At 63.1% G+C, this 21799-nt stretch carries 15 protein-coding genes; 12 read left to right on the top strand and 3 right to left on the bottom strand.

The window, feature by feature from the left end; translation table 11 throughout:
• The 3 genes from BMI85_RS08785 (at window position 1) to BMI85_RS08775 (ending at window position 3757) form a co-directional block, all read left to right on the top strand.
• Window positions 1-237 carry a hypothetical protein gene (locus tag BMI85_RS08785; RefSeq protein ID WP_078600767.1) on the top strand — a complete coding sequence of 79 codons (237 nt, stop codon included), beginning with the start codon at window positions 1-3 and terminating at the stop codon, window positions 235-237.
• A gap of 5 nt (window positions 238-242) precedes the next feature.
• Window positions 243-896, top strand: a complete 654-nt coding sequence (locus BMI85_RS08780) for an ABC transporter ATP-binding protein (protein ID WP_078600765.1) — start codon at window positions 243-245, stop codon at window positions 894-896.
• 134 nt (window positions 897-1030) lie between these two features.
• Window positions 1031-3757 (top strand): DUF4214 domain-containing protein, encoded by a 2727-nt coding sequence (locus BMI85_RS08775; RefSeq protein ID WP_078600762.1) that lies wholly within the window; start codon window positions 1031-1033, stop codon window positions 3755-3757.
• Here the strand turns inward: BMI85_RS08775 and BMI85_RS08770 are convergent.
• Window positions 3754-5151, bottom strand: a complete 1398-nt coding sequence (locus BMI85_RS08770; protein WP_078600760.1) for a phosphomannomutase — start codon at window positions 5149-5151, stop codon at window positions 3754-3756. The genes BMI85_RS08775 and BMI85_RS08770 overlap by 4 nt on opposite strands.
• Window positions 5152-5296: 145 nt before the next feature.
• Between BMI85_RS08770 and BMI85_RS08765 the strand changes: the two genes are divergently transcribed.
• Window positions 5297-6364 carry a DUF2793 domain-containing protein gene (locus BMI85_RS08765; protein WP_078600758.1) on the top strand — a complete coding sequence of 356 codons (1068 nt, stop codon included), beginning with the start codon at window positions 5297-5299 and terminating at the stop codon, window positions 6362-6364.
• Between the two features lie 3 nt (window positions 6365-6367).
• Here the strand turns inward: BMI85_RS08765 and BMI85_RS08760 are convergent, their stop codons facing one another.
• Window positions 6368-8734 carry a glycosyltransferase gene (locus BMI85_RS08760; RefSeq protein ID WP_078600756.1) on the bottom strand — a complete coding sequence of 789 codons (2367 nt, stop codon included), beginning with the start codon at window positions 8732-8734 and terminating at the stop codon, window positions 6368-6370.
• A gap of 108 nt (window positions 8735-8842) precedes the next feature.
• Window positions 8843-9337 (bottom strand): DUF4405 domain-containing protein, encoded by a 495-nt coding sequence (locus BMI85_RS08755; protein WP_078542968.1) that lies wholly within the window; start codon window positions 9335-9337, stop codon window positions 8843-8845.
• Between the two features lie 249 nt (window positions 9338-9586).
• On the opposite strand from BMI85_RS08755, the gene secE reads away from it, so the two are divergent.
• The 8 genes from secE (at window position 9587) to rpoC (ending at window position 21689) form a co-directional block, all read left to right on the top strand.
• Window positions 9587-9772, top strand: coding sequence for a preprotein translocase subunit SecE (secE, locus tag BMI85_RS08750; RefSeq protein WP_075773824.1), 186 nt, complete (start codon window positions 9587-9589; stop codon window positions 9770-9772).
• 242 nt (window positions 9773-10014) lie between these two features.
• On the top strand, window positions 10015-10554 hold the full coding sequence (gene nusG / locus BMI85_RS08745) for a transcription termination/antitermination protein NusG (protein ID WP_075773825.1): 540 nt from the start codon (window positions 10015-10017) through the stop codon (window positions 10552-10554).
• Window positions 10555-10660: 106 nt separating this feature from the next.
• Window positions 10661-11113 carry a 50S ribosomal protein L11 gene (rplK, locus tag BMI85_RS08740; protein ID WP_078521322.1) on the top strand — a complete coding sequence of 151 codons (453 nt, stop codon included), beginning with the start codon at window positions 10661-10663 and terminating at the stop codon, window positions 11111-11113.
• A gap of 3 nt (window positions 11114-11116) precedes the next feature.
• A complete protein-coding gene (gene rplA / locus BMI85_RS08735; protein WP_075773827.1) occupies window positions 11117-11815 on the top strand; it encodes a 50S ribosomal protein L1 in 699 nt (232 codons plus the stop codon).
• A 258-nt stretch (window positions 11816-12073) separates the two neighbouring features.
• A complete protein-coding gene (rplJ, locus tag BMI85_RS08730) occupies window positions 12074-12586 on the top strand; it encodes a 50S ribosomal protein L10 (protein ID WP_078521320.1) in 513 nt (170 codons plus the stop codon).
• Window positions 12587-12652: 66 nt separating this feature from the next.
• Window positions 12653-13027: a 50S ribosomal protein L7/L12 gene (gene rplL, locus BMI85_RS08725; protein WP_078521318.1), complete on the top strand. Its 375-nt coding sequence runs from the start codon at window positions 12653-12655 to the stop codon at window positions 13025-13027.
• A gap of 248 nt (window positions 13028-13275) precedes the next feature.
• Window positions 13276-17412, top strand: coding sequence for a DNA-directed RNA polymerase subunit beta (rpoB, locus tag BMI85_RS08720; RefSeq protein ID WP_078549304.1), 4137 nt, complete (start codon window positions 13276-13278; stop codon window positions 17410-17412).
• 50 nt (window positions 17413-17462) lie between these two features.
• A complete protein-coding gene (gene rpoC / locus BMI85_RS08715; protein ID WP_078571258.1) occupies window positions 17463-21689 on the top strand; it encodes a DNA-directed RNA polymerase subunit beta' in 4227 nt (1408 codons plus the stop codon).
• The last annotated feature ends 110 nt before the right edge of the window (window positions 21690-21799 follow it).

Here is a 21799-nt window from a genome sequence, read left to right as displayed (position 1 = left end):
ATGGCGGAGCGCGAATTCTCAGAGCGTGCTTATGCGGCGACGCGCGCAAGCTATGATGCGGCGGAGGCCGAGGCGCGCCGGAAAAGCCGCTTTCTCGCAACATTCATGGCGCCGACCCTTGCGGAAAGTGCCGAATATGCACGGCGCGAAACGCTTCTGGCGCTGATCGCGGGTAGCCTCGTTTTGCTTTGGGCGATTGGCATCCTGGTGGGCTACGCGATCCGGGACCGTCGGTAACGGCGATGATCCGGCTGCAAAATCTCAGCAAGAGGTTCCGCGTTCCCGGTGGCGAGAAGGTCGTGGCGCGCAATATTTGCACGAGCTTTCCAAGCGGGCGATCCGTCGCTTTGCTGGGGAGAAACGGGGCCGGAAAGTCGACGCTGCTGCAGATGATCGCAGGTACCGCGCGTCCGGATCGCGGGAGGGTGATTGCGCGGGGCAGCGTGTCGTTCCCGGTGGGCTTCGCGGGCTCGTTTCACAATGATCTGACGGGCGCGCAGAATTGCCGCTTCATCGCGCGGATCTACGGGGTGGATACCGATGAGATGGTGGCTTTCGTAGAGGCGACCGCCGAGCTCGGGGCGCATTTCCGGATGCCGCTGCGCAGCTATTCTTCCGGGATGCGCGCGCGATTGGCGTTTGCGGCGTCGATGGCGATCAGCTTCGACACCTATCTCGTCGGCGAGATTACGGCGGTCGGCGATGCCGCGTTTCGCGAGAAGAGCGCGGCCCTGTTTCGCGACCGTCTGAAAGACGCCGGGGCTGTCGTGGTCAGCCACTCGATGAACCAGTTGCGCGAGATTTGCGATTGCGGCGCGGTGCTGGAGCGTGGGCGGCTTGAGTTTTTCGACGATCTCAACGCCGCGATTACCTGCCACGAACGCAACATGCTTTGAGCTGGGCGCTGTGAGCCGTCGCATTCTATTAAAATATTGAGAGAAAGCCCTTTTTGGGCCGCTTTTCCTCCGCGCTCCGTGCCCAGCCACGCCTCACATTTGAGACAGTGTGAACATGGAAAGCGGAGGTGACTATGCCTCAATTGGTGCCGGTCGCGACTGTTACGAATGGCGCGGAAAATTTCCTGACGTCGATCACCGACCTGCTTCTCGTGCAGGGCGAGACGGGGCCGACGCTCTATTCGATTTCGAATGCGCCGGGCGGTATCTCGCAGATTCCGCTGACTGCGCGGCTGAATTCGAGCGATCTGGCTTATCTGAGCGAGAGTGCGGGGCTGGATGCAGCCGGGACGCTGACCGAGGTTTCGATCGATGGCAGCCCTGCCTTGATGGTGACCGGTTCGGCGTCGGGCGCGTTTCAGGCGGTCTGGCTGAACCAGAATGACGGCGGAATCAGCGATGTATTCACGCTGCCGGGGGCGGTCGCGCCCGGTGCGGTGCTTGCGATCGCGCCGCTGAAACTCGACGCGCAGAGCTTTTTCGTCGGGGCCCTGTCGCATGGCAGCGGGCTGCATGTCTGGCAGATGGGTGCTGGAGGCCGGATGACCGAGATCGCGCAGGGCATCGCGGGCGAGGTCTGGTCAGAGAATGACGTCCATGCGCTCGACACGGTCGAGATCGAGGGCGCGCAGTATATCCTTGCGGCGTCGGTGACGGATAATTCGCTGACCACGCTCGCGCTCGATGCGCAGGCACAGCTGCAAATCGCCAGTCAGATCGATGCGCGCGACGGCCTCTTCATCAACACACCGAATTCGATCGAGACGATCCAGGTGGGCGGACAGGCCTACGCGCTTCTGGGGGCGGCGGGCACAAGCTCGATCTCTGTCGTGGCGCTTGGTCCGGGCGGGCGGATGGAGGTCACCGATCAGATCAATGACGATCTGGGCACGCGGTTCGACGGCGTGACGACGCTCGAAACCGTGACGATGGGCGATCAGGTTTATGTGCTGGCCGGAGGCGCCGATGACGGGGTCAGCCTGCTCACGCTGCTGCCCGGCGGCAAACTGGTCCAGATCGGGACGCTGGCGGACGGGCTAGCAACCGCGCTGTCTGATCCAGCTGCGGCGGCGATGATCGCCGGTGCGACCGGGCTCGATATTTTCGTGGCGGGCGACGTGCCCGCGAGCGTGAGCGATCAGGGGATGGGGATCAGCCATATCAAGGTGGAGTTGGGCCCTGACGGTCTGGCGCTGAAGCTTGGCGATGGCGGCGACACCGCGAACGGAGGCGTCGAAAACGATCAGATTTCCGGTGGCGCTGGCGATGACCAAATCCGTGGCGGGGCGGGGGCGGACATACTGCAAGATGGCGGTGGCGCCGATTCTCTCTGGGGCGGCGAGGGGCAGGATGTGTTCGTGCTCGACGCGGACGGGCGAACCGATTTCATCATGGATTACGAGCCCGGCATCGATCGGCTCGACCTCTCGAGCATGGCGTGGTTCTACACCAAGGAGGCTCTGGATATCGCCCCGACCGCGACGGGGGCGGATATCCGGATCGGCGATGAGCGGGTGATCGTGAATACCGCGGACGGCTCAAGCCTGAGCGCCGCGGATTTCGAAACCTCGGAGCTGCGCGATCTGTGGCATTCCGCGATCAACCCGCTCGAGGTTGGCGATATCCACAAGGAAGGTACCGCGCAGGGCGATCTGATCGACGGGCGCGGCGGCGATGATCTGCTCGTCGGCAATGACGGGTCGGATATCCTGCAAGGCATGGCGGGCGATGATCTGCTCAATGGCGGGCGGATCGATCGCAGCTACGACCCGTTCGCGGCACAGGTGTTCCGGGTCTATCAGGCGACGCTTGACCGGGCGCCCGATGGGAACGGTCTGCACTATTGGACGGACCTTCTGTCGAGCGGCGCGGTCGAACTGCAGGAGGTTGCGGATCGGTTCATCAACTCGCCGGAATTCCAGTCGAACTACGCGGAGACGAGCGACGCGGAGTTCCTGACGCTGCTTTACCAGAATGTTCTGGATCGGGACCCCGATGACGGGGGGCTGACCTATTGGCTCGACCAGCTGGATCAGGGGGTAAAAAGTCGGGAGGAGATTGTTTTGGGATTTTCGGAAAGCCCGGAATTTCGGGATTCGACAGAGATCGACACGCTCATGCTGAGCCATGCCAGTGCGCAGACGGATTTCACCGATGACGTGTTCCGTTTGTATCAAGCGACGCTGGGGCGCGAGCCGAACCTTGGCGGGATGATGTATTGGAGCGAGATGCAGGCGGACGGGATGGAGTTTCTCGATGTCGTCTCCGGCTTCGTCAATTCGCCCGAATTCACGTCGACCTATGGCAATCTCGACGATGCCGGTTTCGTCTCGCTTCTCTATCAGAACGTCTTGGGGCGCGCGCCGGATAGCGAGGGGCTGACATGGTGGGTCGATCAGCTCGACAGCGGGGGCTACACCCGCGAGAAGGTGGTCGCCTCATTTGCGCAAAGCCCCGAGATGATCACCCAGACGGCGCAGCCGCAGATCGATTGGTTCCGCTCTTTCGGCTTCGAGGATCAACTCGATGGCGGCGAGGGGTACAATCTGCTGCAGGGCGGTGCGATGGCGGATCAGTTCGTCTTCCGCGCCGATGAGGACGGGCATCACGTCATTATCGACATCGAGCCCTGGGATCGGCTGAGCTTCGATGGCTTCAACTACAGCTCTGCCGCCGAAGCCCGCAGCCATATGGTCGAGGCGGGCTCCGGCGTGACCTTCACCGATCAGGGCGTCACGGTCGAGTTCATCGATGCCGATCTCGGCCTGTTCACCGACGGGATGTTCGACGTCTCGGGCTAGGCGAGTTCAGTTCGTAGCGCTTCAAGATAGCGCGCCACGAGGGCCTGTGCGCGCTCCGGTGTTGCGGCTTCGGCATAGCAACGGCATTCGGGGGCGTTGCCCGAGGGGCGCAGATGGACGATCTCGCCCGAGGGGAAGGTCAGGCGCAGCCCATCGGTGCGGTCGATCTGTTTGGCCGGGGCGAAATCGCTGAAGAATTCTGCCCGGGCGGTTGGGTCGTCGGCAAGGCGGTCGATGAAGGCGCGCGAGCGGTCCGTCGGGACTTCGGCGACCCGGTCGGCAGCGGTGAAACGGGCGGGAAGCTGGGCGACGAGGCCGCTGAGGGCGGTGCCGGCCTGTTTCGCTGCAACAAGCGGCGCGATGATCGGCAGCAGGCAATCGCGCGTCGCGAGCGGCGCAATCGGCCCCGCTGGACCCGTTGCGGTGAAGCCCAGGAGGAAGCCGCCATTGGGCTCGTAACCCACGACCTTCGCGGTGGGATTGGCATCGCGCGCGGCCTCCATCGCGGCGATCACGAAGGGCGAGCCGATCTTCGTGCGCTGGATGCTGTCGAAATCGGGCATCGTATCGACCATCGTATTGGCGGAGACCGGCGTGCAGAGGATTTTCGCCCCGAGAAGCCGCGCGGTCAGCGCGCCCAGCACGTCGCCGGGGATCAGCGTGCCGGTCTCGTCGCTCAGCATCGGACGGTCGGCATCGCCATCGGTCGAGATAACCGCATCGAGCCCATGTTCCGCGCACCAGCCTTGCAGGGTTTTGCGGGTCTCGGGATCAACCGCCTCGGTATCGACGGGGATGAAAACGTCAGAACGTGCGAGCGGCACAGCCGTCGCGCCCATCGCCTTCACCGCGGTGACGAGGATGTCGCGCGCGACCGAGCTGTGTTGATAGACGCCGATGCGCAGCCCTGCGAGGGCGTCCGCCCCGGACCCGTCGACATAGCGCGCGATGTAGCGTGCCGCGCTGTCCGTCCCCGGGATTTCGGAGCCGGGCTTCTCGGCTGCTGGATGGTCCTGACCGAGCCGGTCGAGGATCGCGGCCTCGTCTTCCTTCGCGATCTCGCCATGCGGGACATAGAACTTCAGCCCGTTGCGATCGGCGGGAATGTGGCTGCCGGTGACCATGATCGCCGAATTGCCCGCTCCCATCGAGGCGAGCGCCAGAGCGGGCGTGGGAAGTGCGCCTTCGCGAATGGCGGTGAGGCCAGCGGCGCGGATCGCGGCGATGACGGTCTCGGCGATTGCGGGGGAGGAGGGACGCAGGTCCCAGCCGACATGGACGGCTTCGCCCTGCGGACAGGCCGAAATGAAAGCGCGGGTGTAATCGGTGACCAGCGCGTCGGTCAGTTCGGTGACGAGGCCGCGCAGGCCGCTGGTGCCAAATTTCGGTGCCATATGTCCTCGAATGCTGCGCCGTTGAAATTGGGCCGAACCTAGGGGGAGGGGGGCGGACAGGCAAGCACCGTGCGCCGCTCTCAAACACGGTTAACGCCGGGTTCCTATCGTCGGCCTCCATCGCAACCCAGCGCAGGAACTCCCGATGTCCGATCAGACCGCCAATCTCGCGCTGCCGCTTATCCTTGGCAGCCAGGCCCAGAAACACGTCACCCATAACGAGGCGCTGCAATGGCTCGACGCGCTCGTGCAGCTTGCGGTGATTGCGCGCCGCGTCACCGAACCGCCGATCGGTCCGTCCGAGGGGGCGCGGTATCTGTTGCCGACCGGGGCGCTGGGCGCATGGGCGGGGCAGGACGGGGCGCTCGCGATCTTTGCGGCCGGGGCGTGGCAATTCCTGACCCCGCGCGAGGGCTGGCGCGCGTTCGTGCTGGATGAGGCGGTGGAGCTGGTTTTCACCGCGGGCGCTTGGGGCGTGCCGCCGTTGCCGGAGTTGAGCCAGCTCGACGGGGTCGGGATCATGACCGGCTATGACCCGATGAACCGGCTTTCCGTCGCGGCGGAGGCCACACTTCTGAGCCATGCCGGGGCAGGCCATCGGCTCAAGCTGAACAAGGCGGCGGCGGGCGAGACGGCGAGCCTTCTGTTCCAGTCAAACTGGTCGGGCCGGGCCGAGATGGGGCTGGCGGGCAGCGACGATTTCGCGATCAAGGTGAGCGCGGATGGCGCGACATGGTTCGAGGGGCTGCGCATCGACGCGGCCACCGGGCGCGCGGCGATGCCGCAAGGCGCGGTGATCGACGGGACGCTGACGGGCAGTGGTGTCGTCGGCACGGTCGCGCAGGTCGGCGGCGTGTCGACGGGCGCCGTGATCGAGCAGGGCAGCACCGCCTCGGGCGATTACATCCGCTTTGCCGATGGCACGCAGATTTGCTCGTCCCAGGTGAGCCTTACTTACGTCGCGAATTGGGCGCTCAAGCAGGATTGGGCCTATCCGGCGCAATTCGCGCAGGCGCCCTCTCTGAGTGTCGCGCTCGATGCGGATAGCCTCGCGGCGGGCAGCGCCATTGGCGCGGGCGCGATCTCTTTCGCGGGGGTCGAGGGCGTCACAAGCTCGGGCGCGCGCGCCGTGGTCTACGCCGCGAATGGCGCGAGTTTCCTCAGCGGTGAAAGCTGCGACCTGAGCGTCACCGCGATCGGGCGCTGGGTGTGACGCTTATTCGGCGGGGCGGGCGAGCGGTTTGCGCGCCCCGTCGAGCCGGGTGAAAATCTCGGCCAGGCGGGTACTGTAGCGCGCGGCAATCGCATCGGCAGAGAAGTGGCGGCGCACGAAGGCTTCGGCCTGCGCCGCCTTTTTCTTGCGCGCCTCCGGGCCGCTGCGCGCCGCGCGGAACTGGGCGACCGCGGCGGCGTGATCCGGCTCGCCCCAGTGCATTCCGGGCTCGACATAGAGATAGTCCTGCGGCGCGACCTCGACCTCGGACGCGGGCACGAGCCACGCAGTGTCCTCGTTGCAAAATTCCAGATTGCCGGAATAGCCCGTGCACAGGACCGGCACGCCAAGCGCCATCGCCTCGAGCATGCCGAACCCCCAGCCTTCGGAGCGATGCAGCGAAACGTATAGGTCCGCGCCCGCCATCAACTCCAGCACCCCCGCGTGATCGAGCGTCTCGTCGAGCAAAGCGATGCGCGGGTCGGCTGCGACGAGCCGGTCGATCTCGGTCCAGAGCGTGGCCTGCGCCGGATCGCAGACATGGCCACGATTTTGCGTCTTGATCAGCAGGCGCGCCTCCGCATCCTCGGCGAAGGCTTCGCGGAAGGCGTGAATCGTGCCAAGCGGGTTTTTCCGCTGCACGAAGGAGAAGCTGTCGAAACTGGCGAGGCAGACGAAGCTTTCCTCGGGCCAATCGTTGCGTTGGCGCAGGGCGCTGCGGGCGTGCCCCCGGTCGATGCTGGGCGGTTCGGGATAGCACATCCCGACATTCACCACAGGCGTGTCGGTCTCTTTGCGGTAAATCTCGGCGCAGTATTCCGAGGGCACCCAGACCTCGTCGACAAGGTCGAGCGCGAGGTGGTGACAGGCAGGGGCGCGGTCCAACTCCCAATGCATATAGGCGATGTTGTAGGCGCCGGAGTAGCAGTCGGCATCGAAGGCGTAGGCCGGGGGCACCGCGTCGCCATTCAGGTGCAGCAGGTTGATGCGCGCAGGGCGGGGCGCAGCGGTCTTGGTCCCATCTTGCGCGGGCGTCGGATTGTCGCGCGCGCTTTCCACCGCGTTGAGCGTGACGTCGCAGTGGGACAAAATGTCATGTGACAGCCGCGTCGATTGGCCCAACCCGGAGGCTTTCGCGAAGGGGCCGTGGATTTGAACGTCGACGGGGATGCCCTCGGGGGCGGGGCGCGTGGCGGCGGTGATGCGGTGACCACCGGGGGCGCGTAGGAAGGACATGCTCTCGAGGTCGAAACCTTTCTCGCGCAGCGCCGCAGCATAGCGCGCGCGTGTGATCGGCGGGCCGGGATGCAGTTGCGAGCAGACATCCGAGAGGCGGCCACCTTCGAGCAGCGTTTTCGTTTCGCTGCGGGGCAGGAATAGAAGGATCTCGGGCCGCTCGACCGCGAGGATCATCGCGAGCACATGCAGCATCCGGCGCTGGCGCTCGGTCTTCGGCGAGAATTGCGCGAGCGGCGGGATCGCCTCGCGCAGGCCCAGAAGCCCGCGGGTCATCGGCCAGGGGCTGGAACCTTTCGTCTCTGCCAGCGCCTCCATCAGGCTGTCGGGGAGGAGACAATCGCCGAGCCCGAGCGACGGGGCGTCGCGAAGCGCCCATGCGGTCGCGTCCGGGTCGCCGGCCTTACCGAAGAGGTCCATCGCGCGGCTCGGTCCGCCGGGGCGGGTCTGCGCATTGAGCCAGTCGATCGCGGCGCGGCTCAGCGGGATTTGCTGCGACGGGTGCTGCGCGGCGTAGCTGTCGAGATACCAGCGCAGGATGTCCGACACTGCCGCGTCGCTGCCATCGAGGGGCAGCTGTTCTGCCATGCCCGCGCGATGGCGCGCGTAATCGATGTAGGAAAAGAGAGGCGCGGGCAGGTCTTCGCCATGCGCTGACCGCGCCGCAAAAAGCGGTTGCTGCGCGGTCAGGTCGGGCATATCCGCCTGCGCGGTGGACGCGGCGCGCAGCGAGATGATCGGGCCATGCATATAGCGATGCAGGGCGTCTTTCTCTTTCGGAAGCGGCGTCGCGTCGGCGTCGAAGCACAGCGTGGCGATTGGGCCGCCGCCGGGGATATGGAGGCTGATTTCGCCGCCCGCGGCCTCTTGCAGGGCCGCCGACAGCGGCAAGGCGAAGCCGTGATTGCCCGAGCCGATGCCAGCCTGTGCAAGGTCGGCGCGGAACATCGCCGCGCGTCCCGAGATGAGCCGCCCGGCATTGCAATGAATTTCGATATCGAGCGGGGTGCCGTCGCCTTTCTTTGCGATCCAGCCGACCACCCTCCCGTTCTCGATCCGCTCCAGCGCTCCGCGATAGCCGCGCAGGCGATGGAGCAGGGAGACGGCTGACGGCGGCGGAACGAAAGTCGACATGCAATTCCTTGATGAAAAACAACCTTTGGTAGAGTCACCCTAGTCGATTGCGTGACAGTCGCAACCGTCTTGCGCCGCCCGAGATGCCCCGCACGGCGCGACGGGCCGTTATTGCGGCTGCCCCATCAGTTGCTGAGCAAGCGTCGCGGCGGAGCTTTCGCGCGCCGAGGCGATTTCCGTCAGGCTTTGCGTCACATCGGCGTCCAGCTTGGCGGCGGCGTCGGTGCCAGAGAGGCCGAGCACGGGCGCGGCCTCCGACAAAGGTGCGTCGAACAGCGCCTGCGCGATCGCGAATTGCGGAGGGCCACCACGCGCGCCGCTTTGAGAGCTCGTCGCGGCGGGAAGGACGAAGGCCAGCGCCGCCACGACGGAAAGCGCGAGCGCCAGCCCCATCGGCGCGCGTTTGAAGTAGGTGGTCATTGGCCGCCAGTTCTTCCAGATATGCAGTACGAACGGCACGATCAGCACCATCGAGAGCCATTCATGCATGCCGTGGAACCATGCGCTGCCCCAATGGAAGAACAAGGCGATTCCTGAAATCAAAGAGACGAGGAAAAGGCCGGTGATGAACGGCGTGGCGTAGCGGTTGAGGATGGCGGGCATCGATGGCTCCTGTCGAATCGCGGCTGTGCTGACCGCGCGGGTTGTCGGATGTTAAGTTGCACGCGCATCGATGGATTTTCCGTTATCAAAGCCGGCTTGCAGTGGGCGCATGGCGTCTGCTCGCGCGCATAGCGCTGCAACAGCCTTGAAATCCGCGAGGGGAGCAAGTATCTGGCGGCAGTTGCGCCGAAAGCGGCGCGGTATTTTCGGCTCAAGGGCGCCGCATTGGGCGCGTAAGGAACGACGACGATGGCAAACCCACTCCAGTTTCTCCAGCAGGTGCGCTCGGAAGCGGGCAAAGTGGCTTGGCCGAGCCGCCGCGAAGTTCTGCTGACGACCGGCATGGTGCTGGCGATGGCTGCGCTGACGGCAATCTTCTTCTCGCTCGTGGACTGGGTCATCCGTCTCGGCGTGACGCAGGTGATCGGGAGCTGATAGGCCCCCGGCGCTCTTCGCCAGACCTCATTCGCAGTTGCGGCAAGGAAGTGATCGCGCTCCGGCCTTACGCTCTTGAAATCACAGGGCTCCGGCGGTAAAGGGGCGGGACTTTCCCAGAGGCGGCGTGCATCGATTCGCGTGGTGCGCGCTGTTTTTTATTCTGGGAGACACGGGTAATCCCGTGAAATAACAGGAATTTTCGGCGCTCCGGCGTCGTCGGCAAGGGGCAAAGAATCGGCATGGCGAAGCGTTGGTATTCGGTGAGCGTTCTCTCGAACTTCGAGAAGAAAGTGGCCGAGCAAATCCGTCAGGCCGTGATCGATCAAGGTCTGGAAGACCAGATCGAGGAAGTTCTGGTGCCGACCGAGGAAGTGATCGAGGTGCGTCGCGGCAAGAAAGTGACCTCCGAACGTCGCTTCATGCCGGGCTACGTGCTGGTGCGGATGGAGATGACCGACAAGGGTTATCACCTGATCAACTCGACGAACCGGGTCACCGGTTTCCTCGGGCCGCAGGGCCGGCCGATGCCGATGGGCGATGCGGAAGTGAACCGCATCCTCAGCCGTGTCGACGAATCGGGTGAACAGGCCGCGCCGCGCAGCCTCATCACCTTCGAGGTCGGCGAGAACGTGAATGTGACCGACGGGCCCTTCGAGGGCTTCTCGGGCATGGTCGAGGAAGTGGACGAGGCGGCGAGCCGTCTGAAAGTCACCGTCTCGATCTTCGGCCGGCCGACGCCGGTCGAACTGGAATACACGCAGGTGCAGAAAACCGCCTGAGTGTGAGCCGTGGGAGGCGAGGGGCCCTGCGCGACAGGGACGCCCGGACCGAACCACTAAACTTCGCGACCCCCTAGGGGCGTGACAGTGATAAGGAGAGGGCCACATGGCCAAGAAAGTTGTTGGGCAGCTCAAGCTGCAAATTCCGGCAGGCGGCGCGAACCCGTCTCCGCCGGTCGGTCCGGCGCTGGGTCAGCGCGGGATCAACATCATGGAATTCTGCAAGGCGTTCAACGCCAAGACGCAGGAAATGGACAAGCAGGCGAAGATCCCGACGATCATCACCTACTACGCCGACAAGTCGTTCACCTTCGAGATCAAGCAGCCCACCGCGAGCTTCATGATCAAGCAGGCAGCCGGTCTCAAGCCGGTCGGCAAGCGTAACCGTCCGAAGGGTTCGGAAGCTCCGGGCCGCGTCGTCGCCGCGACCATCACCGCCGCTCAGGTGCGTGAGATCGCCGAAGCGAAGATGAAGGACCTGAACGCCAACGACATCGAAGGCGCGATGAACATCATCCTCGGCTCCGCGAAGTCGATCGGTATCGAGGTGAAAGGCTAAGTCATGGCAAAGCTCGGTAAACGCACCAAAGCCGCCCGCGAAGCCTTCGCCGGCAAGTCCAACGTCTCCGTCGAGGAAGCCGTTTCGCTGATCAAGTCGAACGCGAACGCGAAATTCGACGAGACCCTCGAAATCGCAATGAACCTCGGTGTCGACCCCCGTCACGCCGACCAGATGGTTCGTGGCGTCGTCGCTCTGCCGAACGGCACCGGCAAGACCGTCCGCGTGGCTGTCTTCGCTCGTGGCGCGAAAGCGGACGAAGCCAAGGAAGCCGGGGCCGATATCGTCGGCGCCGAGGACCTGATGGAAACCATTCAGGGCGGCACGATCGAATTCGATCGCTGCATCGCGACCCCGGACATGATGCCGATCGTCGGCCGTCTGGGTAAGGTCCTGGGCCCGCGCAACCTGATGCCGAACCCGAAAGTCGGCACCGTGACGATGGACGTGAAAGCGGCTGTCGAAGCGGCGAAAGGTGGCCAGGTTCAGTTCAAGGTCGAGAAGGCCGGCGTCATTCATGGCGGTATCGGCAAGGTCTCCTTCTCCGAGGAGCAGCTGGCCGAAAACATCCGCGCCTTCGTGGATGCCGTGACCAAAGCCAAGCCCGCCGGCGCGAAAGGCACCTACATGAAAAAGGTGTCCCTGAGCTCGACGATGGGCCCGGGCGTCGCCGTCGACATCACGTCGGCGACCGGCAACTAAGAGAATTCCACCGGGGGAAACCTCGGTGGGTGGTAGGGCGGCGGCCTAATGCTTCCGCCCTGACCTGTCCGAGACGGAGGGTGCCTGATCCCGCAAGGTGACGGCTTAATTTCCTTCCTGAGATGGGGATCGAGACCAATTCCGGGTTTGGGCCTTCGGGCCGATCTCGGGCGATCTGGCCTCGGGCCCTTCGGACCCGACCCCGGGAAACCGGGACAATGAGAGCCGGGGGGAAACCCCCATACTTGGAGTGTAACTGTGGATAGAGCCCAAAAAGAGAAAGTGGTCGAGGAACTCGGCCAGATCTTCGCAAGCTCTGGCGTCGTAGTGGTTGCTCACTACGAAGGCATGACGGTTGCTAACATGCAGGACCTCCGCGCACGCATGCGTGAAGCGGGTGGTTCGGTTCGTGTTGCCAAGAACAAGCTCGCCAAGATCGCCCTTGAAGGTCAGCCCTGCGAAAGCATCGCTGAATACCTGACGGGCATGACCGTGCTTTCCTATTCTGAGGATCCTGTCGCTGCGGCGAAAGTGGTCGTCAAATATGCCAAAGAGAACGAGAAACTCTCGATCCTCGGTGGCGCAATGGGAGACTCGGCACTCGACATCGCTGGTGTCAAAGCTGTCGCTGACATGCCGTCGCGTGAAGAGCTTATCGCTCAGATCGTGTCGCAGATCGGCGCACCCGCTTCGAACATCGCCGGTGCCGTTGGCGCGCCTGCTTCGAACATCGCGAGCATCCTTTCGACCATCGAGGAAAAGGCTGCGTAAGCAATCGACTTGTCCCGTAGCGGCTTGAAACCGCGACGTTGGAAACCCAAATCTAGGAACTGAAAAATGGCTGATCTGAAAAAACTCGCCGAAGAAATCGTGGGTCTGACCCTCCTGGAAGCCCAGGAACTGAAAACCATCCTGAAAGACGAATACGGCATCGAGCCCGCCGCTGGTGGCGCTGTCATGATGGCCGGTCCGGCTGCTGGTGGCGAAGAAGCTGCTGAAGAGAAAGACGAATTTGACGTCGTTCTCGTCGAAGCTGGCGCTCAGAAGATCAACGTGATCAAAGAAGTCCGCGGCATCACCGGCCTGGGCCTGAAAGAAGCCAAAGAGCTCGTTGAAGCTGGCGGCAAGGTCAAGGAAGGCGCTGCGAAAGCGGAAGCCGAAGAGATCAAGAAAAAGCTCGAAGACGCTGGCGCGAAAATCGAGCTCAAGTAAGCGAGCCGGATGCGACTGCATCCGATCTGAAAAAAGGGCTGGGTCCGGGGTTTTCCCGGGCCCAGCCGAACCTGTCTCGGAGAGGGCTTTGGCGTCCTGAAGCCTTCTCCAAGGCGGTGTTCGCGGTTCGGGAGCCTTTCGGTGGGACGAAAGGCAGGTATGGAACCGCCCCCCCTTCATTCGCCTTGCGGCGTGCAATGGGCCCCGACATTGCATGTGCCGCGAAGAGACGAAAGGTCACGCAGAGCATGGCTCAAGCTTACGTTGGTCAGAAACGCATCCGTCGCTATTACGGCAAAATCCACGAAGTCCTCGAAATGCCGAACCTCATCGAGGTTCAGAAATCCTCCTACGATCTGTTCCTTCGCTCCGGCGAAGTCGATCAGCCCACCGATGGCGAGGGTATCCAGGGCGTTTTCCAGTCGGTCTTCCCGATCAAGGATTTCAACGACAACGCCATCCTGGAGTTCGTGAAATACGAACTCGAAAAACCGAAATACGATGTCGACGAGTGCCAGGCTCGCGACATGACCTATTCGGCGCCGCTGAAGGTGACCCTGCGCCTCATCGTGTTCGATGTGGACGAGGAAACCGGCGCGCGTTCGGTCAAAGACATCAAGGAACAAGACGTGTTCATGGGGGATATGCCCCTCATGACCAAGAACGGTACGTTCATCGTGAACGGCACCGAGCGGGTCATCGTGAGCCAGATGCACCGCTCGCCGGGCGTGTTCTTCGACCATGACCGCGGCAAGACCCACTCCTCGGGCAAGCTGCTCTTCGCCTGCCGCATCATTCCCTATCGCGGCTCGTGGCTGGACTTCGAATTCGACGCCAAAGACCTCGTCTTCGCGCGTATCGACCGTCGTCGGAAACTGCCGGTGACCACGCTGCTCTATGCGCTGGGTCTCGATCAGGAAGGCATCATGGATGCCTATTACGACACCGTCACCTACACTGCGAAGGGCAAGTCGGGCTGGGTCACCAAGTTCTTCCCCGACCGCGTGCGCGGCACCCGTCCGACCTTCGACCTCGTCGATGCGGCGTCGGGTGAAGTGATCCTGAAAGCGGGCGAGAAAGCGACCCCGCGCATGGTCAAGAAATGGCGTGACGACAACTCGGTCCCCGAGCTGCTCGTGCCGTTCGACCACATCATGGGCCGCTTCTGCGCCAAGGATATCGTCAACGACGAAACCGGCTTCATCTACATCGAAGCGGGCGACGAGCTGACGGCGGAATACGACAAGAACGGCGAGCTTTCGGGCGGTTCGATCAAGACCCTGATCGACAACGGCATCACCGAGATCCCGGTGCTCGACATCGATAACGTCAATGTCGGTCCCTACATCCGCAACACCATGGCGTCGGACAAGAACATGAACCGCGAAACCGCGCTCATGGATATCTATCGCGTCATGCGCCCGGGCGAGCCGCCGACCGTCGAGGCTGCGGACACCCTGTTCAACAGCCTGTTCTTCGACTCCGAGCGCTACGACCTTTCGGCCGTGGGCCGCGTGAAGATGAACATGCGTCTCGACCTCGATGCGCCGGACACCCAGCGCACGCTGCGCAAAGAGGACATCATCGCCTGCATCAAGGGCCTGGTGGAACTGCGCGATGGCAAGGGCGAGATCGACGACATCGACCACCTCGGCAACCGCCGTGTGCGTTCGGTCGGCGAACTGATGGAAAACCAGTATCGCGTCGGCCTGCTGCGCATGGAGCGCGCCATCAAGGAGCGTATGTCCTCGGTCGAGATCGACACGGTCATGCCGCAGGATCTGATCAACGCGAAACCGGCCGCGGCTGCGGTGCGTGAATTCTTCGGCTCCTCGCAGCTGTCGCAGTTCATGGACCAAACCAACCCGCTGTCGGAAGTCACGCACAAGCGTCGTCTCTCGGCGCTCGGCCCGGGCGGTCTGACCCGTGAGCGTGCCGGTTTCGAGGTGCGCGACGTTCACCCGACCCACTACGGCCGGATGTGTCCGATTGAAACGCCGGAAGGTCAGAACATCGGTCTGATCAACTCGCTGGCCACCTTCGCCCGCGTGAACAAGTACGGCTTCATCGAAACCCCGTATCGCAAGGTCAACGACGGTCAGGTCACCGACGAGGTGGTCTACATGTCCGCGACCGAGGAAATGCGTCACACCGTGGCGCAGGCGAACGCGACGCTCGATGAGAACGGCAAGTTCATCAACGATCTCGTCTCGACCCGCCAGTCCGGCGAATACGCGCTCAACCCGCCGGAAACGGTGGACCTGATCGACGTGTCGCCGAAGCAGCTGGTCTCGGTCGGTGCGGCGCTCATTCCGTTCCTCGAAAACGACGACGCGAACCGCGCTCTGATGGGTGCGAACATGCAACGTCAGGCCGTGCCGCTGCTGCGCTCGGAATCGCCCTATGTCGGTACCGGCATGGAAGCGACCGTCGCACGCGACTCCGGCGCTGCGATCATGGCGAACCGCGGCGGCATCATCGACCAGGTCGATGCGCAGCGTATCGTTATCCGCGTGACCGACGATCTCGAAGCGGGCGACGTGGGCGTGGACATCTATCGTCTGCGCAAGTTCAAGCGTTCGAACCAGTCCTCGACCATCAACCAGCGTCCGATCGTGAAAGTGGGCGACCGGGTGGTGAAGGGGCAGATCGTCGCTGACGGTCCGTCGACCGACATGGGCGAACTGGCTATCGGCCGTAACGTGGTCGTCGCCTTCATGCCGTGGAACGGCTACAACTACGAAGACTCGATCCTGATCTCCGAGCGGATCCACCGCGACGACGTGTTCACCTCGATCCATATCGACGAATACGAAGTGGCGGCCCGCGACACCAAGCTCGGCCCGGAAGAGATCACCCGCGACATCCCGAACGTCGGCGAGGAAGCCCTGCGCAACCTCGACGAAGCCGGTATCGTCTATATCGGCGCCGAAGTGGGGCCGGGTGACATCCTCGTCGGTAAGATCACGCCGAAGGGCGAAAGCCCGATGACGCCGGAAGAGAAACTCCTCCGCGCCATCTTCGGCGAGAAGGCATCGGACGTGCGCGACACCTCGCTGCGTCTGCCGCCGGGGGCTTACGGTACGATCGTGGAAGTCCGCGTCTTCAACCGTCACGGCGTCGACAAGGACGAGCGTGCGCTGCAGATCGAGCGTGAGGAAGTCGAACGTCTGGCCCGTGACCGGGACGACGAGCTCGCCATTCTCGAGCGCAACATCTACGCGCGTCTCAAGACCCTGATCACCGGCAAGACCGCCGTGAAGGGGCCGAAAGGCGTCAAGGCTGGCTCGACCATCGACGAAGAACTGCTGGGCACCCTGTCCAAGGGCCAGTGGTGGCAGCTTGCGCTCGAAGACGAGGGCGACGCCAAGGAAGTCGAAGCCCTCAACGACCAGTTCGAGGCGCAGAAGCGCGCGCTCGACCTGCGCTTCGAGGACAAGGTCGAGAAGGTCCGTCAGGGCGACGATCTGCCTCCGGGCGTGATGAAGATGGTCAAGGTCTTCGTGGCTGTGAAGCGCAAGCTTCAGGCTGGCGACAAAATGGCTGGCCGTCACGGCAACAAGGGCGTCGTGTCGAAAGTCGTTCCGATGGAAGACATGCCGTTCCTCGCCGATGGCACCCCTGTCGATCTCGTGCTGAACCCGCTGGGCGTGCCGTCGCGCATGAACGTCGGTCAGATCCTCGAGACGCACATGGGTTGGGCTTCGCGCGGTCTGGGGAACCAGATCGACGAGGCGCTGAAAGCCTATCGTCGTAACGGCGACCTGACCCCGGTTCGCGAGGCGATGAAGATCGGCTATGGCGACGAGACCTACGGCGAGATCATCGAAGGTATGGATGACGAGGCGTTCATCGAGAGCGCCGAAGCCGTCCGCACCGGCGTTCCGATCGCGACCCCGGTCTTCGACGGTGCCAAAGAGGCCGACATCAACGACGCGCTCAAGCGTGCGGGCTTCAACGAATCCGGTCAGTCGATCGTGTTCGATGGCCGCACCGGCGAGCAGTTCGCGCGTCAGGTCACGGTGGGTGTGAAGTACTTCCTGAAGCTTCACCACCTCGTCGATGACAAGATGCACGCCCGTTCGACCGGTCCGTACTCGCTCGTCACGCAGCAGCCGCTGGGTGGTAAGGCGCAGTTCGGTGGTCAGCGTCTCGGGGAGATGGAGGTCTGGGCTCTGGAAGCTTACGGTGCCGCCTACACCCTGCAGGAGATGCTGACGGTGAAGTCGGATGACGTGGCAGGCCGGACGAAGGTCTACGAGTCGATCGTCAAGGGCGAGGACAACTTCGAAGCCGGCGTGCCGGAATCGTTCAACGTTCTCGTCAAAGAGGTCCGGGGCCTCGGCCTCAACATGGAACTCCTGGACGCGGAGGATGAGGAGTGAGGGCTTCGGCCCTCCTCTAAGCCCTTCCGCCCTCATTCAAGGATTTACAGATGAACCAGGAACTGACCCAAAACCCGTTCAACCCGCTCGCGCAGCCGAAGGCGTTTGACGAGATCAAGATCTCGCTCGCCTCGCCGGAGCGGATCCTGAGCTGGTCCTTCGGTGAAATCAAAAAGCCGGAAACCATCAACTACCGTACGTTCAAGCCCGAGCGTGACGGTCTGTTCTGCGCACGCATCTTTGGCCCGATCAAAGACTACGAATGCCTGTGCGGCAAATATAAGCGCATGAAGTATCGCGGCGTCGTCTGCGAGAAATGTGGCGTGGAAGTCACCCTCCAGAAAGTGCGCCGCGAGCGTATGGGCCACATCGAACTGGCCTCGCCCGTCGCTCACATCTGGTTCCTCAAGTCGCTGCCCTCGCGCATCGGCCTGATGCTGGACATGACGCTGCGCGACCTCGAGCGTATCCTCTACTTCGAAAACTTCGTGGTGATCGAGCCGGGGCTGACCGACCTGCAATACGGTCAGCTGATGTCCGAAGAAGAGTATCTCGACGCGCAGGACACCTACGGCGCGGATGCCTTCACCGCCAATATCGGCGCCGAGGCTATCCGTGAAATGCTTGCCGGCATCGATCTCGAAGCCACGGCCGAGCAGCTCCGCGAAGAGCTGAAGGAAGCCACGGGCGAGCTGAAGCCGAAGAAGATCATCAAGCGTCTGAAGATCGTCGAGTCGTTCCTCGAGTCGGGCAACCGTCCCGAGTGGATGGTGCTGACCGTGCTTCCGGTGATCCCGCCGGAACTGCGTCCGCTCGTCCCGCTCGATGGTGGCCGTTTCGCGACTTCGGATCTCAACGACCTCTATCGTCGTGTGATCAACCGGAACAACCGTCTGAAGCGTCTGATCGAACTGCGTGCGCCCGACATCATCGTGCGCAACGAAAAGCGGATGCTGCAGGAATCGGTCGATGCGCTGTTCGACAACGGCCGTCGCGGCCGCGTCATCACGGGCACCAACAAGCGCCCGCTGAAGTCGCTCTCGGACATGCTGAAAGGTAAGCAGGGTCGCTTCCGTCAGAACCTTCTGGGTAAGCGCGTCGACTTCTCGGGTCGTTCGGTCATCGTGACCGGCCCGGAACTCAAGCTGCACCAGTGCGGTCTGCCGAAGAAGATGGCGCTCGAACTGTTCAAGCCCTTCATCTACTCGCGCCTCGAGGCCAAAGGCCTGTCGAGCACCGTGAAGCAGGCGAAGAAGCTGGTCGAGAAAGAGCGTCCCGAGGTGTGGGATATCCTCGACGAGGTGATCCGCGAGCACCCGGTTCTGCTGAACCGTGCGCCGACGCTGCACCGTCTGGGTATCCAGGCGTTCGAACCGATGCTGATCGAAGGCAAGGCGATCCAGCTGCACCCGCTCGTCTGCTCGGCGTTCAACGCCGACTTCGACGGTGACCAGATGGCCGTCCACGTTCCGCTCTCGCTGGAAGCCCAGCTGGAAGCGCGCGTGCTGATGATGTCGACGAACAACGTCCTGTCGCCCGCCAACGGCGCGCCGATCATCGTTCCTTCGCAGGATATGATTCTGGGTCTCTACTACGTGACCATGGAACGCGAAGGCATGAAGGGCGAAGGCATGTCCTTCTCCTCGGTCGAGGAAGTGGAGCACGCGCTCAACTCGGGCGAAGTGCATCTGCACGCCAAGATCACCGCGCGGATCAAGCAGATCGACGAAACCGGCAACGAGGTCTACGAGCGTTTCGAGACCACGCCCGGCCGAGTGCGCCTCGGCGCGCTGCTGCCGCTGAACGCGAAAGCGCCGTTCGAACTGGTGAACCGTCTTCTGCGTAAGAAAGACGTGCAGAACACGATCGACACCGTCTACCGTTATTGCGGTCAGAAAGAGTCGGTCATCTTCTGTGACCAGATCATGGGCATGGGCTTCAAGGAAGCGTTCAAGGCTGGCATCTCGTTCGGCAAGGACGACATGGTGATCCCGGATAACAAGTGGGACATCGTCGAAACCGTCCGCGACCAGGTCAAGGACTTCGAACAGCAATACATGGACGGTCTGATCACCCAGGGTGAGAAGTACAACAAGGTCGTCGATGCATGGTCGAAGTGTAACGACAAGGTCACCGACGCGATGATGAACACCATCTCCGCGCCGAAATACGACGAGAACGGTGCCGAGCAGGAACCGAACTCGGTCTACATGATGGCCCACTCGGGCGCTCGTGGCTCGGTGACGCAGATGAAGCAGCTGGGCGGCATGCGTGGCCTCATGGCCAAGCCGAACGGCGAGATCATCGAGACGCCGATCATCTCGAACTTCAAGGAAGGTCTGACCGTTCTTGAATACTTCAACTCGACCCACGGCGCCCGTAAGGGGCTGTCGGATACCGCACTGAAGACGGCGAACTCGGGTTACCTGACCCGTCGTCTGGTGGACGTCGCTCAGGACTGCATCGTGCGCACGCATGATTGCGGCACCGACCGCGCGATCACCGCGTCTGCGGCTGTGAATGACGGCGAAATCGTCGCTCCGATCTCGGAGCGCGTGCTGGGCCGTGTCGCAGCTGACGACGTGACGGTTCCGGGCGAGGACGAGGTGATCGTCCGCGCCGGCGAGCTGATCGACGAGCGCAAGGCCGACGCGATCGAGCAGGCGGGCGTGCAATCCGTCCGTATCCGCTCGGCGCTGACCTGTGAGGCCGAAGAGGGCGTTTGCGCGCTCTGCTACGGTCGCGACCTCGCACGTGGTACGCTGGTGAACCAAGGCGAAGCGGTGGGCATCATCGCGGCGCAGTCGATCGGTGAACCCGGTACGCAGCTGACGATGCGGACCTTCCACTTGGGCGGTGTTGCTCAGGGTGGCTCGCAGTCGTTCCTCGAGGCCAGCCAGGAAGGTAAGATCGAGTTCCGCAACGCCAACATCATCCTCAACGAGATGGGCGAGCAGATCGTCATGGGCCGGAACATGCAGCTCGTGATCGTGAACGATCAGGGTGACGAGCTTGCCTCGCACAAGATCGGCTACGGCACCAAGGTCTTCGTGAAGGATGGCGAGGCAGTCGGTCGCGGCGACAAACTGATCGAATGGGATCCCTACACCCTGCCGATCATCGCCGAGAAGCCCGGTAAGGTTCGCTTCGTCGACCTGATCTCGGGTATCTCCGTGCGCGAGGATACCGACGATGCGACCGGCATGACCCAGAAGATCGTGTCCGACTGGCGCGCTGCGCCCAAGGGCAACGAGCTGAAGCCGGAAGTTCTGATCCTCGGCGAGGATGGCGAGCCGGTCCGCAACGAAGCGGGCAACCCGGTGACCTATACCATGTCGGTGGACGCGATCCTCTCGGTGGAAGACGGTCAGGACGTGAAAGCGGGCGACGTTGTCGCACGTATTCCGCGCGAAGGCGCGAAGACGAAGGACATCACCGGCGGTCTGCCGCGTGTGGCCGAACTCTTCGAAGCACGTCGTCCGAAGGATCACGCGATCATCGCCGAAATCGATGGCTATGTGCGCTTCGGCAAGGACTACAAGAACAAGCGTCGGATCGCGATCGATCCGCGTGATGATGGTCTGGAGCCGGCAGAGTACATGGTGCCGAAAGGCAAGCACATCCCGGTGCAGGAAGGCGACTTCGTGCAGAAGGGTGACTACATCATGGACGGCAACCCGGCGCCGCATGACATCCTGCGCATCATGGGGATCGAGGCTCTGGCCGACTACCTCATCAACGAGGTGCAGGACGTCTATCGACTGCAGGGCGTGAAGATCAACGACAAGCACATCGAGGTGATCGTTCGCCAGATGCTGCAGAAAATCGAGATCCTCGATTCCGGCGATACGACGCTCCTGAAAGGCGAGAATGTCGACAAGGCAGAGTTCGACGAGGAGAACGACAAGGTCGCAGCCCGTGGTGGGCGTCCGGCGCATGGCGAACCCGTGCTGCTCGGCATCACCAAGGCCTCGCTGCAGACCCGGTCCTTCATCTCGGCGGCCTCCTTCCAGGAGACGACCCGCGTTCTCACCGAGGCTTCGGTGCAGGGCAAGCGCGACAAGCTCGTGGGCCTCAAGGAGAACGTCATCGTCGGCCGTCTGATCCCGGCGGGTACCGGTGGCGCGACCACCAAGGTCCGCAAGATCGCGACCGAGCGCGACTCCAAGGTCATCCAGCAGCGTCAGGCCGAGGCGGAAGCCGCGGCAGCGCTGGCGGCTCCGGCCGAGGCAGAGGCTGATTTCGGTCCGGTCGAGACGCCGGAAAGCCGCGATTGATCCACCTCCGGTTGGAGACGATCTGAAACATCCCCCTGCGCGAGAGATCGCGCGGGGGTTTTTCTTTGCGCGAACCCGATCTCTGGGGCAGGGTGACGTCGAAAAGGCGA

This window comes from Thioclava sp. DLFJ4-1 (genome assembly GCF_002020145.1).
In the GTDB taxonomy this organism is placed as follows: domain Bacteria; phylum Pseudomonadota; class Alphaproteobacteria; order Rhodobacterales; family Rhodobacteraceae; genus Thioclava; species Thioclava sediminum.
Note: the sequence above shows the minus strand (reverse complement) of the source record. Positions and strands in the feature narration are given on the sequence as shown.